General features: G+C 64.5%; 16 protein-coding genes. 10 read left to right on the top strand and 6 right to left on the bottom strand.

Features of this window, described 5'->3' with window-relative positions:
- Positions 1–42: 42 nt before the first annotated feature.
- From NLM27_RS19555 to NLM27_RS19530, 6 genes are all read right to left on the bottom strand, one after another.
- Positions 43–450: a hypothetical protein gene (locus tag NLM27_RS19555; protein ID WP_254144857.1), complete on the bottom strand. Its 408-nt coding sequence runs from the start codon at positions 448–450 to the stop codon at positions 43–45.
- Positions 451–660: 210 nt separating this feature from the next.
- Positions 661–2,271, bottom strand: coding sequence for an IS1182 family transposase (locus tag NLM27_RS19550; protein ID WP_254142551.1), 1,611 nt, complete (start codon positions 2,269–2,271; stop codon positions 661–663).
- A gap of 399 nt (positions 2,272–2,670) precedes the next feature.
- Positions 2,671–2,835 (bottom strand): Flp family type IVb pilin, encoded by a 165-nt coding sequence (locus NLM27_RS19545; RefSeq protein ID WP_091890949.1) that lies wholly within the window; start codon positions 2,833–2,835, stop codon positions 2,671–2,673.
- A 212-nt stretch (positions 2,836–3,047) separates the two neighbouring features.
- Positions 3,048–3,221 (bottom strand): hypothetical protein, encoded by a 174-nt coding sequence (locus tag NLM27_RS19540; protein WP_254144856.1) that lies wholly within the window; start codon positions 3,219–3,221, stop codon positions 3,048–3,050.
- A 203-nt stretch (positions 3,222–3,424) separates the two neighbouring features.
- Positions 3,425–3,661: a hypothetical protein gene (locus NLM27_RS19535; RefSeq protein WP_254144855.1), complete on the bottom strand. Its 237-nt coding sequence runs from the start codon at positions 3,659–3,661 to the stop codon at positions 3,425–3,427.
- A gap of 58 nt (positions 3,662–3,719) precedes the next feature.
- On the bottom strand, positions 3,720–4,703 hold the full coding sequence (locus NLM27_RS19530) for a Ku protein (protein WP_254144854.1): 984 nt from the start codon (positions 4,701–4,703) through the stop codon (positions 3,720–3,722).
- Positions 4,704–4,937: 234 nt separating this feature from the next.
- Here NLM27_RS19530 and NLM27_RS19525 point away from each other — a divergent pair, with 234 nt between their 5' ends.
- The 10 genes from NLM27_RS19525 to NLM27_RS19480 all read left to right on the top strand — a co-directional run bounded on the left by NLM27_RS19525 (position 4,938) and on the right by NLM27_RS19480 (position 15,514).
- Positions 4,938–5,093, top strand: a complete 156-nt coding sequence (locus NLM27_RS19525) for a hypothetical protein (protein ID WP_164936196.1) — start codon at positions 4,938–4,940, stop codon at positions 5,091–5,093.
- A gap of 242 nt (positions 5,094–5,335) precedes the next feature.
- Positions 5,336–6,010, top strand: coding sequence for a response regulator transcription factor (locus NLM27_RS19520; RefSeq protein WP_011085905.1), 675 nt, complete (start codon positions 5,336–5,338; stop codon positions 6,008–6,010).
- Between the two features lie 94 nt (positions 6,011–6,104).
- Positions 6,105–7,481 carry a sensor histidine kinase gene (locus NLM27_RS19515; protein WP_254144853.1) on the top strand — a complete coding sequence of 459 codons (1,377 nt, stop codon included), beginning with the start codon at positions 6,105–6,107 and terminating at the stop codon, positions 7,479–7,481.
- Between the two features lie 160 nt (positions 7,482–7,641).
- Positions 7,642–9,042 (top strand): hypothetical protein, encoded by a 1,401-nt coding sequence (locus NLM27_RS19510; protein WP_254148872.1) that lies wholly within the window; start codon positions 7,642–7,644, stop codon positions 9,040–9,042.
- An 89-nt stretch (positions 9,043–9,131) separates the two neighbouring features.
- A complete protein-coding gene (locus tag NLM27_RS19505) occupies positions 9,132–9,401 on the top strand; it encodes a hypothetical protein (RefSeq protein ID WP_254148871.1) in 270 nt (89 codons plus the stop codon).
- Positions 9,402–9,532: 131 nt separating this feature from the next.
- Positions 9,533–10,642 carry a c-type cytochrome biogenesis protein CcmI gene (ccmI, locus tag NLM27_RS19500; RefSeq protein ID WP_254144852.1) on the top strand — a complete coding sequence of 370 codons (1,110 nt, stop codon included), beginning with the start codon at positions 9,533–9,535 and terminating at the stop codon, positions 10,640–10,642.
- Between the two features lie 37 nt (positions 10,643–10,679).
- Entirely contained in the window at positions 10,680–11,189 is a 510-nt protein-coding gene (gene ccmE / locus NLM27_RS19495) for a cytochrome c maturation protein CcmE (RefSeq protein ID WP_254144851.1), read from the top strand.
- Complete coding sequence (locus tag NLM27_RS19490; protein ID WP_254144850.1) at positions 11,186–13,168, top strand: heme lyase CcmF/NrfE family subunit; 1,983 nt, start codon at positions 11,186–11,188, stop codon at positions 13,166–13,168. Before ccmE ends, NLM27_RS19490 begins: the two co-directional genes overlap by 4 nt.
- A gap of 4 nt (positions 13,169–13,172) precedes the next feature.
- Positions 13,173–13,655: a cytochrome c-type biogenesis protein gene (locus NLM27_RS19485; RefSeq protein WP_254144849.1), complete on the top strand. Its 483-nt coding sequence runs from the start codon at positions 13,173–13,175 to the stop codon at positions 13,653–13,655.
- A gap of 281 nt (positions 13,656–13,936) precedes the next feature.
- On the top strand, positions 13,937–15,514 hold the full coding sequence (locus tag NLM27_RS19480) for a Do family serine endopeptidase (RefSeq protein WP_254144848.1): 1,578 nt from the start codon (positions 13,937–13,939) through the stop codon (positions 15,512–15,514).
- Positions 15,515–15,701 lie beyond the last annotated feature (187 nt).

Genomic DNA, 15,701 nt, shown 5'->3' with positions numbered 1-15,701 from the left:
GATCCCCGGATTTCGCTTCGCTCCATCCGGGTCACGAGCTTCCTATTTGCAGTTTTTGCAGATCGTCAGTTTCCGCTTCAACGACTCGTCTTCCTGATCGATCGATGACGCGGCATCCGTATTGGACTTGGAGTCCTTTGATGCGCGTGATCTCGCAGCCGGCGTCGGCTGACTTGGGGTGTCATTGTCATCGACGGTGCCTACGCTGAAGCCATCATAGTCAGCGGCCGGATTCGGCGCTGATGGAAGTCCGCCGATCACGGGTGGCGAAGCCTCTCTGCTGGATGCCGCCGGCGGGGGTCTGGAATTTTTGACGCTCGCGCGCGGCGGCGATGCATCGGGCGGAGTCAGCGAAACCGGCGGTTGGGCCGACGTCTGTCCCTTCGCGCCGTCGTGCCACCAGACGCCGACCAACATGAGGCTGAGAGCCAGGATCGTCACGCTTCTCATCCGCGTCCTTCAAGCTGCTCTGGTTCATCGATCGTCAGTGCCGAAGAGTATCAGGACTCACATGGTCGTCAAAGCGCCGTTGCCCGGATGGAATGTGGCGTAATCGGGCGCAATTCGGCGTAATACGGCGTAATACAGGTAACCGCATCCCGTCGGAGCTGGTCCCCGGATTTCGCTATGAGGCTGGGCAAGTATTTGTTTGGGCGCGGCTTACGCGGCATATCGGAAAATTGGACGGATTTGGGCTCGGATTGGCGCTGGAGCGGGCCGTATCCGGGTGATGATGTCGGTGATGTCGGTGATGGCGTTGAGCAGCAAGAGTGCCAAATGCGGAAGCCGGCTTGCCAGATAGGCCATGAAGGCGTCGAGGCCGAGAATGCTGAGGACTCGGGAGAAATTGTAGCAAAGCGCCATCAGGCTCCATTCGCCACAGACTTTGTCGAAGCCGCGGACGAGGAAGTGGCGGTAGCCGGCCCGGCATTTGATGGTGCCGAAGGGGTGTTCGGCGAGTTCGGCGCGGCGGCGCATCTGGGCCTCGGCGCCCTGCATCCGCGCGCGATGCCGATCCAGCACCGCTTCATGCTCCCAGCGCTGGACGGTGCGCGTCGGGATCTTGACGGTGACACAGCGCGCGCGCAGCGGGCAGGCGTCGCAATCTGACTTGCGGCTGACATACCTGATCTCGATCCGGTTGCCGTTGGTCTTGCGACCGTCCGTGGGACGCAGCTGCTTGCCGGCGGGACAGCGATAGACATCCGCTTCGGCGTCGTAGGCGAACGCCTCATGGCTGATGCGATCCTGCGCTTCGAGCCGCGTGGTTCGCTTGGCCAGCGGAACGTAGGCGGCAATGCCGTTCTCCTCGCAGTCCTTGAGCGTATGGCCGTTGTAGTAGCCGGTATCGGCGAGAACCGTCAGCGTCTCGACGCCAAGCTCGTCCTTTGCGGCCTTGGCCATGTCGTAAAGCTGGCCGCTATCGTTGCCGTCGTTGACGACCTCGCTCGCCGCGATCAGAGCGTGCTTGTCGTCGACGCCGATCTGAACGTTATAGCCTGCCACCACCTGGCCGTTCTTCGACAACAGGCGGGCATCCGGATCGGTTCGCGACAGCTGCGTCTGCCCGCTCTCCTCCAGTCGTGCCAGATCGGCCTGCAAGCTGGCGCGCTTGGCCATCAACGCCGCCACCTCTTGTGCGAGGTCTCCGCCGCGACTGCCATCGCCTCCGCCATCCCGCCCCGCGGGTGGACGTTCCACCTCGGCGCTGTCGTTGGCCTCGAGCGTGGCACCATAGGCTTCAATATCCTGCTCGATCTCCGCCAGCCGCTTGGCGAGCTTGCGCTGCGTTTTGATGCTCGCCTTGCTGGCGTTGCCATCAAAAAACGCACCGTCGATCGCCACAACCTCTCCGCCAATCAGACCGAGTTCGCGCAGCATCAGCACAAACTCCCGGTTCACCGCCTTGAGCGTCTTCCAGTTCTCCTGGCGGAACTTGGCGATGGTGCGATAGCCCGGCACCAGGCGCTTCATCAGCCAGATCAGTTCCAGATTGCGCCGGGCTTCGCGCTCCAGGTTGCGCGACGACCGGATCCGGTTCAGGTAGCCATAAAGATAAAGCTTCAGCAGGTCGGCCGGGTCATAAGGTGGCTGTCCAGCCCCGCCGCTCGATCCGGCATGGCGGAAGCCAAGCTTCCCGAGGTCAAGCGCTGCAACAAAAGCCTCGATCACCCGAACCGGATTGTCGCCGGCCACATAATCTTCCACCCGCGCCGGCAGAAGGCTCGGCTGATCCCGCCTGACGCCGGTTTTGAAGGTACGATTCGTCATGCCGAATCCTACCTTCACTCGATGTTAGAATCTTGCCCAGTCTCTTCGCTCCATCCGGGCTACGATCCCTTTGTTGTCCGACGGGCAAAACACGCCAGCGGCGGGTTATCGTAAGCGCCCAAATATTCGCATTTAAAGAAATTCTGTTTTGCGGAATACCGGTCGTCGTGCCCGGGCGAATGCGCGAAGCTGTGTCTGCTGAAATGTCAGTGGAAGAGAAGCGCGTCACACTCCGTCATTGCGAGGAGCGAAGCGACGAAGCAATCCAGAATCCCTCCGCGGAAGAACTTTGGATTGCTTCGCTCGCAATGACAGGGGACGGCATGGCCGCTAGCGGCGCAGCCGGAGGCCGCGCCGAACTCAAGGCGAGCAGGGCGTCGCCTCGGGCCTTCGCGGCCGTTACTTCAGCGACGAGCTGATCGAGTTGAACTTGTTGTTGAGGAGCTGGCTGCCGGTGTTGTTCACGACGGTCACGATGGCCAGTGCAATGCCGGCGGCGATCAGGCCGTACTCGATGGCGGTGGCGCCAGTCTCATCGGCAAGGAAAGACCTAAGCAAACTCATTGCCAACTCCTTTTCATCCGATCCAATGTATGGCCGCATCTTTTTCGAACCCGAAAATCGATCGAATAGATTTCTGCGCGTCAAAAGAATTAAGCCCGGGCGGTCGCGCTCCCGTCACATACGATGGCATTCATTAAATTAAGGTTCCATCGATCCATCCAAATGGATGCAAATCGACAGCTGCTCGGAGGACGCGCCAGCCGCAGCGTCCGCTAGGACGTGATCGTTGTGCCGGGGAGGCGGCGCTTCAGCACGGCTGTGAGGCGGCCGACGAAGTCCTTCATCGGCCCCGGCTGCGAACGCGCACCCGTGCCCGCGGCCCGCTCGCTCTCGGGAGCATCGTTCACGATGCTGATGTAGTTCTTTCTGACGTCCTGCTGCTGCACGGCACGCGAACCTTGGCTCGATCGAGGCTGGGACCATGCTGTGCGCATGGAGAACCAATGATTAATTTTGTGTCCCGTAGGAATACCCTGGTTCACGCGCAGAGCTCCGCCGTATCGGGAAATCACCTCGCGCTTAACGGATTATTGAGCCTGTTCGGCAACGGCTCGGCAAGCATGCCAACCGACGGCATTCACCAACGCTCTCATTCGCGTCGTCCGTCCGCATTCAGCGCCCGCAACATGGCGATGCGTGCGAACATCATCCAGCCGCCGCCGGTCTCGGCCGCTTTGATCAAGGTCTCGATGGCGGTCTGCCAGTGCGCCTCGTGCTGGGCGTTCTCGGGCAGCTGCATGATGTAGTCCGCCGCCTCCTGAAGCGTGAGCAGCTTGCGCTTGCTGCTCACGCGAACCGGATCGTCGAACGCCGCCGACCAGGGCATGTCAGGCCGGCCGGCCGGCGAGGGGGGACATCACGGCGCGATGGCAGATGCGATGCGTCTAGCTCGCCTTCTTCGCCCGCGCTGGCGCGCGCACCGGCTTGTCGGCCTTCTTCGTGGCTTCCTTGGGCGCAATCTTTGCAGCCGCGTCCTTGCCGCCCTTGCCTGATATCGGCAGCAGCATCTCGCGCTGGCCCTCGGCGCGCTTCTTCGGCTTCTTGCCCTTGACGGCCTCCTTGGCGACCTTCGTCGCGGGGCCTGCGTCCTTCTCGTTCGCGATGCTCTTCTTCAGCGCGTCCATCAGGTTGATGACGTTGCCGCCGGTCTTCGGCGCGGCCTTGGCTGCGATCGGCATGCCGCTGCGCTTCTGGTTGATGAGATCGATCAGCGCGGTCTCGTAATGATCCTCGAACAGCTCGGGCTCGAACGCGCCGGACTTCTTCTCGACGATGTGCTTGGCGAGGTCGAGCATGTCCCTGGTCAGCTTCACGTCCTGGATGTCGTCGAAATACTCGGTCTCGCTGCGGACCTCGTAGGGGTAGCGCAGCAGCGTGCCCATCAGCCCGCTCTCGAGCGGCTCCAGCGCGATGATGTGCTCGCGGTTGGTCAGCACCACGCGGCCGATCGCGACCTTGTCCATGCTGCGGATAGTCTCGCGGATCACCGCATAGGCGTCGTGGCCGACCTTGCCGTCCGGCACGAGGTAATAGGGGCGGATCAAATAGCGATTGTCGATGTCGGCCTTCGGCACGAATTCGTCGATCTCGATCGTGTGCGTGGAGTCCAGCGCGATCTCATCGAGCTCGTCCTTGGTGACCTCGATATAGGTGTCGGTATCGACCTTGTAGCCCTTGACGATGTCCTCGGACGTCACCTCGTCACCGGTCTCGGCGTCGACCTTGAGGTACTTGATCCGGTGGCCGGTCTTGCGGTTGATCTGGTTGAAGGAGACTTTCTCCGTATCCGAAGTGGCCGGATAGAGCGCGACCGGGCAGGTCACGAGCGACAGGCGCAAAAAACCCTTCCAATTGGCGCGGGGGGCCATGGGCTACTCCAAACGCAACGGGGACAGATGACAAGGATACCATCGGGGAACAACGAATCATAGCAAGGCGGGTTGCTGAATCTTGCAACTGCGTTAACCGGCCGCTGAGCCCTGCGGTTGCCGCCCGATTGGAGCGCAAAAGCCGGAACATCATATTCAATCACGCGTTGGCTGGGGACATCGGCTGCGAGGAGGTCGCGGCTAGCGAAGCGACATCCAGAGATTGAGGGTATCATGGCAACCACCCGAGAGCAGCATCAGATCGTCGAAACTCCGACTGAGGCCCGTCAGGGCGAGCCCGGCCCCTCGGTGGCGGCGCTGCTCGCCATCTCGACCGGGCTTGCGATCCTGATCCTCGCCGTCATCTGGTTCGTGTTTTTCCGGACCTGACGGGCGGACCCGGACGCCTCCGACCTTTCTATTCGCCGCATGACGCGGCACATTGCGCCCGCCAGGCTGCCGGCTCGTCCGGTTGGACTGGCGGGCGCAGGCGTATCGGCGGGCGAAACTGCTATATGACCAAAAAGTAACATGGCCGGTTCCCCGCGTTCATACTCAGTTCACGCCGGAATTGCTCATCTCTGGCGGTGGTCATGCAAGGCTGTTCTTGCAGCCAATCTTTGGAGAGACGCGTGCGCCTGCTCGTTGTTGAGGACGACCCCGATCTCAATCGCCAGCTCACCAAGGCGCTGACGGACGCCGGCTACGTCGTCGACCGCGCCTTCGACGGCGAGGAGGGACACTATCTCGGCGACAACGAGCCCTACGACGCCGTGGTGCTCGACATCGGACTGCCGAAGAAGGACGGCATCTCGGTGCTGGAGGCCTGGCGCCGCAACGGCCGCACCATGCCGGTCCTGATCCTCACCGCACGTGACCGCTGGAGCGACAAGGTGCAGGGCTTCGATGCCGGCGCCGACGACTATGTCGCAAAGCCGTTTCATCTGGAGGAGGTGCTGGCCCGGATCCGCGCGCTGCTGCGCCGCTCCACCGGCCACGCCCAGAGCGAGCTCAGCTGCGGTCCCGTCACGCTCGACACCAGGACCGGCCGGGTCAGCGTGTCAGGCAATCCCGTGAAGATGACCTCACACGAATATCGGCTTCTGGCCTATCTGATGCACCATTCCGGGCGCGTGGTCTCCCGCACCGAGCTGGTCGAGCATCTCTACGACCAGGATTTTGACCGCGACTCCAATACGATTGAAGTCTTCGTTGGCCGTATCCGCAAGAAGCTCGACGTCGACATCATCCAGACCGTCCGCGGCCTCGGTTATCTCCTGACCCCGCCGCCTGCGCCGGGCGCTTGAGGCTCTCTCGGGCTTGACGGGAGGCCGAACAGGCGCCTTGGTCCGGTTATGACGTCCGACGCCCCGACATCCGGCGCCTCCCGGGATCGTTCCGATGGCCGCTAGCTCACTTGCCAACCGACTGTTCCTGTCGGCGACGGCGTGGCTCGTGGTGATCCTGGCCATCACCGGTGTGGTGCTGTCGTCGGTCTACAAGAACGCCACCGAGCGCGCCTTCGATCGCCGTCTCAATCTCTATCTCCGCACCCTCATCGCCGAGGTCGCGACCCCCGACGAGCCGCCCGACCGCCAGTTCCAGTCGCTCGGCGAGCCGCTGTTCGAGCTGCCTTTGTCCGGTTGGTACTGGCAGATCACGCGCACCGACACCGAGAAGCCGGAGGTGCGCTCCTCGCGCTCGCTCTGGGACAAGAAGCTGCCGAAGCTGGAGGAGCAGGGCGCCGAGCTCACCGCCGCCGGCATCCGCCTCGCTTATGTCGACGGTCCGGAAGGGCAGAACCTGCGCATGGTCGAGCGTCCGGTCGATCTCGGGGCCGACGGCAAATTTCTCGTCAGCGTCGCCGGCGACGATACCGAGATTTTCGACGAGACGCGGAGCTTCGACTACTATCTTGGCGGCACGTTTACGGCGCTCGGCATCGTGCTGCTGCTGACGACCGTGTTCCAGGTCCGCTTTGGCCTGGCGCCGCTCAAGCGCATCTCGGAGTCGATTGCCGATATCCGGTCCGGGCGGGCCGAGCGGCTCGAGGGTGAATTCCCGGTCGAGATCGCGCCTTTGGCGCGCGAGACCAATGCGCTGATCGACGCCAATCGCGAGATCGTCGAGCGTGCCCGCACCCATGTCGGCAATCTCGCTCATGCGATCAAGACGCCGCTCTCGGTCATCGTCAACGAGGCAGGCAGCCACGCGGCCGATCCGTTCGCGGCCAAGGTGATGGAGCAGGCGGATGTGATGCGCGACCAGGTCGCCCATCATCTGGAGCGCGCACGCATTGCGGCGCGGGTCTCGGTGGTTGCGACCGTGACGGAGGTGGCGCCTGCCATCGAGGCGCTGCGGCGGACCATGGAGAAGATCCATCGCGACCGCGACATCGTGGTCGAGGCCAAGGCCGATCCGTCCGCGAAGTTCCGGGGTGAGCGGCAGGACCTGGAGGAGATGGTCGGCAATCTCGTCGACAATGCCTGCAAATGGGCAGCCTCGCGCGTCTTCATCGAGGTTCTGCTCGAGACGCCGCACCAGACCGGCTCGGGCCCGCGTTTGCGGATCATCGTCGACGACGACGGCCGCGGCCTGTCGGAGGCTGAGCGCGCCCAGGTCTCCCGGCGCGGCCAGCGGCTCGATGAATCCAAGCCCGGCTCGGGGCTGGGGCTGTCGATCGTGACCGACCTCGCTGCCCTCTATGGCGGGAGCCTCTCGCTCGGCGGTGCGCCGACCGGGGGGCTGCGGGCCGAACTGGTCCTTCCCGGACTATAATCCCTTGTTCCCACGTGACTTTTCGCCACGCTCGATCCCCCTCGAGGAAAAACCTGGGGCATTCGAGGCGACTTCCTAAACGGCTTCTTAAGTGGGGACCTCCTATGATCGCGCCCGGACGCATCCCATGTCCGCCATTTTACCGTGCATTACCGGGCGCATGAGCCAGACATCGATCGAGCGGCTGAGGGAATATCTCGCGCAGCTCCCGCCGCAGTCGCAGGCGCTGCTGATGCGGGAGTTCGAGCGCGCGCTGGAGCGTGGCCAGGACACGGCGGTCGCCACCCTCGTGCTCGAGCAGTTGCGCAAGATCGTCCGCAAGACCGAAGCCGACGAGGCGCCTCCGCCGCGCACGGACGATCTGTCGCGGCTTCTGTTCCAGGTGCTGGAACCGTTCCTGATCGAGGCGGGCCCCCCTGTCAGGGTCGGGCAGATCCGCCGCTCCTCGCTGCATCCGATCTGGCAATGGCTCGGCCGTGACGGCGCCCCGGACAAGGTGAGCGAACTCGAGGCGGCGCTGGCCCGCATGCCGGCAGACAGTGCAGGGCAGGTCGAGGCGCTGGCCTCGAAGCTCCAGGCGGTGGCTGCGGACGCTATCTTCGAGCTGACGGGGCCTGGCGGCGGCGACAAGTCGCGCGCGCTGGCCCGCGTCGGCCCGCCCAACGTGATCGAGGATCTCTATTCGATCGGTGCGGTGCTCCAAGTCCGGGAAGCCATCGCCGCCCTGAACGAGAAGCTGCCGCGCTTCCTGCGCGCCTTCAGCGATTCCCATATCGCTTCGGTGACGTCGGCGCTCAACATTCCCGTCCTCCAGACCCCGCAGATGCTGCCCTTCGCGCTGTCGATGGTGGTGCAGCGGATGACCGCGCCGTGGCAGATCATCCGCCTCGCCATCAAGATTGCCGCGTCCGACGACGAGATCCGCGTCGCGGCAACGCCCTATGGTGTCGCCGTCACGATCGCCCTGCACGATTTGTCCTGCGTCGCCGCGATCCTGCGCATGGACATCAAGCGCGGCCATTTCGACAACGTCGCCGACAATCTCAAGGCGCTGCATGACGGCGTGCGGGGCCTACGCACCGAACTGGACCTGCGCAACGATTCCGCCTGGGGCAAGCAGTTGACCTCGATCCGGGCGGACATCTCCAATGCGCTGCAATCCGAGATCGACAGTGTTCCCGGCCGCGTTCGCCGCATCCTGCGCCAGCGTGCCGAGAAGGACATTCCGCCGGGAGCGCGAATCGACAGCACCGAGGTCGAGGAGACCGTGTCGCTGATCGATTTCGTCGCGACCTGCCGCACCTATGCGAGCGAGCTTGCGATCAACGAGGTGACGCTGCGCACCTATTCCGACCTCCAGCAATATGTCGAACGCTCGACCGAGCAGCTGGTGCAGTCGCTGCGCGCCGCCGATCACAAGGTCCGCACCTATCGTCAGCAGCAGGTGCAGGCTGCGATCCGCTTTTGCCAGGTGCTGTTCGGCGACGATTACGCCTCGCTGATGAGTCGTGCGGCAGAAAATGCGCTCACGGGCGAGCGTAAATCGTCGCGCGCAAGCTGATATTTTCCTGATCACAATTTGAGGTTGACGCTGCCGGTGGCGGGCCCTACGGTCCCGTGCACTTCTGGGGAATTTCTATTTGTGGGCGCATGAAACCCGTTATCAGCTCCATCGAAATTGAGAACCGCATCATTACTGCCAAATATCAACGACTGATGGTCGGCGCGAAGGTGGTGCTGGTCGACAAGGCAAGCGGTCGGCAACTGCCGGAGACGGTCACCAGGGTCGCGTCGCCGGTTCCGGTCGGGGCGCTGCGCATCCGATTGCCCGATGCAATCCGGCCGGGAACGTACTTCCTCAAGGCCTTCAATGGGCGCGGCGAGGATGCCGCGCAAAGTCCGGACTTCGAGATCGGCTAAGCTGTTGGAGTTTCACCGTTTCGGGACTGCGCGCGGTCGCGCCGAATTGACAATTGTCAATTGCCGCCTCGTCCGGCCGTAGTGTAAAGCCACCTATGGGCGCGGGTGGCGCGCTGCCGGAAGCTTGCCAGATGACGTTATGGTTCGTGTTCGCGCTGATGACGGTCGCGGCGATCTTCGCCGTGCTCTTGCCGCTCGGCCGCAGCGCACGCGCGCCAAATCAAGGCAGCGAGGTCGCGGTGTACAAGGACCAGCTGGCCGAGATCGAGCGTGATCTCGGCGCCGGACTGATCGCCGCGCCTGAAGCCGAGGCCGCGCGCGTCGAGATCAGCCGCAGGCTGCTGGCTGCGGCCGGCAGCGAGCCCGTATTGGAGCCGAAGTCGAGCCTCAAATGGCGCCGCGCGGCGGCCGTGCTGGCGCTGATCGGTCTGCCGCTGGTTGCGATCGGCGTCTACATGCCACTCGGCTCGCCCAGGCTTCAGGACTTTCCATTGGCGCAGCGCGAGAGCGGAGCCGGGTCCGGCATGGCGCGATCGCTCGAGACGCTCGTGGTACAGGTCGAGCAACATCTGGAAAAGAATCCGACCGACGGCCGCGGCTGGAACGTGCTCGCGCCCGTGCTGGAGCGGCTCGGCCGCTTCGACGATGCGGTGCGCGCCTATCGCAATTCGCTCACCTACAATGGCGAGAGCGCCGAGCGTCGCGCCAATCTCGGCGAAGCGATCGCTGCCGCAGCCAGCGGCGTGGTGACGGCCGAAGCCAAGGCGGAATTCGAGCGCGCGCACGCGCTCGACGCCGACGATCCCAAGGCGAACTACTTCCTCGGGCTCGCCGCGGAGCAGGACGGCCGCAAGGACGAAGCGGCCAATATGTGGCGCGCGCTGCTTGCGAAGGCGCCGGCGGATGCGCCGTGGCGTCCTCTGGTGCAGTCGTCGCTGGCGCGGGTCGGCGGTGGCACGATGCCGGCATTGTCCGACGAGACGATCGCAGCGTCCAAGGATATGACCGAGGGCGATCGCAATGCGATGGTGCGCGGCATGGTCGAACGCCTGGCCACCAGGCTGAAGCAGAACGGCGACGATGTCGACGGCTGGCTGCGCCTGGTGCGCGCCTATCTCGTGATGGGCGACCGTGACAAAGCGGTCGGGGCATCGGCCGATGCCCGGCAGGCGGTCGCTGGCAATGCCGAGCGGTTGCGCCAGCTCAACGAAGGCCTCAGGACTCTCGGGCTCGACGGATGACGATGTCAGGACGAGACGAGCGGAGAACGGATACGCCATGACGCGCAAGCAGCGACGTATGACCATCATCGGCGGCTCACTCGCCGTGCTCGCGCTCGCGGCCGCGCTGGTGCTCAACGCATTGCGCGACTCCATCGTGTTTTTCTCGACGCCGAGCATGGTCGCCGAGAAGCACGTCGAGCCCGGCAAGCGGTTTCGCCTCGGCGGGCTGGTGCAGCCCGGCTCGCTCCAGCGCGGCGACAATCTCGCGGTGACCTTCGAGGTCGCTGACGGCAGCGCAAAACTACCCGTCGCTTACAAGGGCATTCTGCCCGACCTGTTCCGCGAAGGGCAGGGCGTCGTCGCCGAAGGCGCGCTCGATGCCAATGGCGTATTCAAGGCCGACACCGTGCTTGCCAAGCACGATGAGACCTACATGCCCAAGGATGTCGCCGATGCCCTGAAGAAGCAGGGGCACTGGAAGGACGATTACGGCGCGCAAGCTTCTGGTAGCGCCAAGCCTGCGGCCACGACGGCGCAGGGCAATCCGCAGGGAGCGGTGCGGTGATCGCGGAGTCAGGACATTATGCGCTGGTGCTGGCGCTCGCCCTCGCACTGATCCAGTCCATCGTGCCGTTGATCGGTGCGCGCCTGCGCGATGCCGCGCTGATGAACGTGGCGCGCTCCACCGCGCTGGCCCAGCTGCTGTTCGTCGGCGCCTCGTTCACGGCGCTCGTGATGCTGCACGTGAACTCGGATTTCTCCGTCGCCAACGTCTACGAGAATTCCCACTCGATGAAGCCGCTGCTCTACAAGATCACCGGCGTGTGGGGAAACCATGAAGGCTCGATGCTGCTGTGGGTGTCGATCCTTGCGTTGTTCGGCGGGCTTGTCGCGGCTTTCGGCAACAATCTGCCGCTGTCGCTGCGCGCGCATGTGCTCGCCGTCCAGGCCTGGATCGCTAGCGCCTTCTACCTCTTCATCCTGGTGACCTCGAATCCGTTCCTGCGTATCGCCAATCCGCCGATCGAGGGACGCGATCTCAATCCGGTGCTCCAGGACATCGGCCTCGCCGTGCATCCGCCGATGCTCTATCTCGGCTATGTCGGCTTCTCGATCTCGTTCTCCTTCGCTATCGCGGCGCTGATGGAGGGGCGGATCGACGCGGCCTGGGCGCGCTGGGTGCGGCCGTGGACGCTTGTCGCCTGGATTTTCCTGACGCTCGGCATCGCCATGGGCTCCTACTGGGCCTATTACGAGCTCGGCTGGGGCGGCTGGTGGTTCTGGGATCCGGTCGAGAACGCCTCGCTGATGCCGTGGCTCGCCGGCACCGCGCTGTTGCATTCGGCAGTCGTGATGGAGAAGCGCAACGCGCTGAAGGTCTGGACCATCCTCCTGTCGATCCTGACCTTCTCGCTGTCGCTGCTCGGCACCTTCCTGGTGCGCTCCGGCGTCATCACCTCCGTGCACGCCTTTGCGACCGATCCGACCCGCGGCGTGTTCATCCTGCTGATCCTCTGCCTGTTCATCGGCGGCAGCCTGTCGCTGTTCGCGGGGCGCGCGACCTCGTTGAAGCAGGGCGGCCTGTTCGCGCCGATCTCGCGCGAGGGCGCGCTGGTGTTGAACAACCTGCTGCTCACGGTCGCCTGCGCGGTGGTGCTGTTCGGCACGCTCTATCCGCTGGCAATGGAAATGCTCGTCGACTTCAAGATGTCGGTCGGTGCTCCCTTTTACAATCTGACCTTCGCCCCGCTGTTTGTCCTGTTGCTGCTCGCCGTTCCGTTCGGACCCATGCTGGCCTGGAAGCGCGGCGATCTGCTCGGCGTGACGCAACGCCTGCTCGCAGCCGGCGTCGCCGGGCTCGTCGTCATTGCCATCACCTGGGCCTGGGCGAGGGGCGGCAGCGCACTGGCGCCGCTCGCGATCGGGCTTGGTGTCTTCGTCGTCGCGGGCGCCGTCACCGACCTGGTCGAACGGACGGGCCTCGTTCGCCTGCCGTTCGCAACGGTGCTGCACCGGGCGCGCGGCCTGCCACGCTCGGCCTGGGGCACCACGTTTGCGCATGCCGGGCTCGGCGTCGCCCTGATCGGAATCGTCTGCGAGACCACCTGGAACAGCGAATATATCGCGACGATGAAGCAAAACGACGTCGCCCAAGTCGCCGGCTACGACGTGAAGCTCGACGGGCTGTTTCAACGCCAGGGCCCGAACTACCGCGAGATGATCGCCGAGTTCAACGTCAGCCGCGACGGCGAGAAGCTCAGCGTCATGACGCCGTCCAAGCGCAACTTTACCACCCGGGGATCCTCGACCACCGAGGCGGCGCTGCTGACCCGCGGCGCAAGCCAGCTCTACATCTCGCTCGGTGACGCCACCGCCGAGGGCGCCATTGCCGTACGCATCTATCACAAGCCGCTGGTGCTGCTGATCTGGTGGGGGCCGGTGCTGATGGCGTTCGGCGGCGTGCTGTCGCTGTCCGACCGGCGCCTGCGGGTCGGCGCGCCGAAGCCGGCGCGGGCCAAGCAGCGCCTTCAGCCAGCGGAGTGATCCGATGCGCCGGCTATGGTTCGTGATCGCCGCGCTGATGCTGCTGGCCTGGCCTGCAGCTCACGCCGTGCAGCCGGACGAGATCATGTCGGACCCTGCGAAGGAAGGGCGTGCGCGCGAACTGTCACGCGAGCTGCGTTGCATGGTCTGCCAGAACCAGTCGATCGACGATTCCGACGCGCCGCTCGCACGTGATTTGCGGCTCCTGGTGCGCGAGCGCATCGCCGCCGGCGACAGCAACTCGCAGGTGCTTGACTTCCTTGTCGCGCGCTATGGCGAGTTCGTGCTGCTGAAGCCGCGCTTCGAGGGGCAGACCATGCTGCTCTGGCTGCTCGCGCCGCTTCTATTGGTCGGCGGTGGCCTGGCGCTATGGCTGCAAATCCGGCGCCGCTCGCAAAGCGGTGCAGATGTGCCAGCGCCGCCGCTCTCGCCCGAGGAGGAGGCTCGGCTCGCCGCGTTGATGTCGGACGATGCCAAGTCTTTCTAGTCGCGGACGGCCAATGAAGCGCGAAGTCGACGAGTCCATCGTCAGCGTCAAGGCGAGCTGACGTTGCCAAAAGCCTGCTCTGACGCTTGTCGCCGGAACTCAAATAAGTTCCTGTAGAACCACCATTTTTAGGCTGCGTTAAACTGCCGCATCTGCGCGCGGCTTCATTACAAAAGTTTAACCCCGCCGCCAGCGCATGGTAAGGCGCGAGCCCCCATCTTCAGGTCCGTAAGGTGCCGCCACCGGCGCCCAATGAATTTCAAGGCCTTGGAGATCTCTGCATGACCGACCGTCACGACCTCTCGAACCTTCCGTCCTACCGGCAGCCGCGCCGGTCGGTGTTCTCCGCGCGCAAGATCGCGCTGATGGCCTCGGTCGTCGCCGGCCTCGGTGCAGCCGTCTACGGCTATGGCACGTCGACCTCGCCGGCGGACCTGTTCTCGAGCCCGGCGCATGCGCAGGTCAACAACGAGGTTCGGAAGGTCGAGCGTCCGGTTGGATTCGCCGACATCGTCGAGCGCGTGAAGCCGTCGGTGATCTCGGTGAAGGTCAACATCAAGGAGAAGGTCGCGAGCAACGATGACGGCGATGATTCCTCCTCGCCGTTCCAGCCGGGCTCGCCCATGGAGCGTTTCTTCCGCCGCTTCGGCGGTCCGGATGGTTTCCCGGGCCTGAAGGGTGGTCGTGGCCGCGTCGTGCAGGGCCAGGGCTCCGGCTTCTTCATCTCGGCTGACGGCTTTGCCGTGACCAACAACCACGTGGTCGACGGTGCCGACAAGGTCGAGGTCACCACCGACGACGGCAAGACCTATACGGCCAAGGTCATCGGCACCGACCAGCGCACCGACCTCGCCTTGATCAAGGTCGAGGGCGGCTCCAACTTCCCGTTTGCCAAGCTTGCCGACGCCAAGCCACGGATCGGCGACTGGGTGCTCGCGGTCGGCAACCCCTTCGGCCTCGGCGGCACCGTGACCGCAGGCATCGTCTCGGCCAGCGGCCGCGACATCGGCAACGGCCCCTATGACGATTTCATCCAGATCGACGCGCCCGTGAACAAGGGCAATTCCGGCGGTCCCGCCTTCGACACCAACGGTGAGGTGATGGGCGTCAACACCGCGATCTACTCGCCCTCCGGCGGCAGCGTCGGCATCGCGTTCTCGATTCCCGCGAGCACCGTGAAGAGCGTGGTGGCCCAGCTCAAGGACAAGGGCTCGGTCAGCCGCGGCTGGATCGGCGTGCAGATCCAGCCGGTGACGTCTGACATCGCCGACAGCCTCGGCATGAAGAAGGCCGAAGGCGCGCTGGTGGCGGAGCCGCAGGCGAGCGGTCCGGCCGCGAAAGCCGGCATCGAGTCCGGCGACGTGATCACCGCAGTCAACGGCGAATCCGTCAAGGACGCCCGCGAGCTTGCCCGCACCATCGGCGGCATGGCGCCCGGCGCGACCGTGAAGCTCAACGTGCTGCACAAGGGCCAGGACAAGGTCGTGAACCTCACTCTCGGCCAGCTGCCGAACACGGTCGAGGCCAAGGCCGACACCGACAAGGACAGCGGCAAGGGTGCGAGCCGTGGCACCGACGTGCCCAAGCTCGGCATGACCGTTGCGCCCGCCAATTCCGTGGCCGGTGCCGGCAAGGAAGGCGTCGTTGTCACCGAAGTCGATCCGAAGAGCGCCGCGGCCGATCGCGGCTTCAAGGAAGGCGACGTGATTCTCGAAGTCGGCGGCAAGAGCGTGAGCACCGCCGGCGAAGTCCGCGACGCCATCAACACGGCGCGGACCGACAACAAGAACAGCGTCCTGATGCGCGTGAAGAGCGGCGGCCAGTCGCGCTTCGTCGCCGTGCCCATCGCCAAGGGCTGAGAAGGGCTGAGGCCTTCAGGAGGCTTTACAAGATGAAGGGTGTCGCCGGCATCAGTCGCCCCCGCCGTCGGCGCCCTTCGGGGGAGCAGCGCAACGCTGACTTCCCCTATCTACCTTCCGGTGGAATTACGCCCCCCTCCGTCGGAAGGCCTAGGGCGGTGAAGTCCCCCAGCTTCACCGCCCGCCT

The organism is Bradyrhizobium sp. CCGB12 (assembly GCF_024199845.1).
Lineage (GTDB): Bacteria > Pseudomonadota > Alphaproteobacteria > Rhizobiales > Xanthobacteraceae > Bradyrhizobium.
This window is presented reverse-complemented; position numbering and strand designations above follow the sequence as displayed.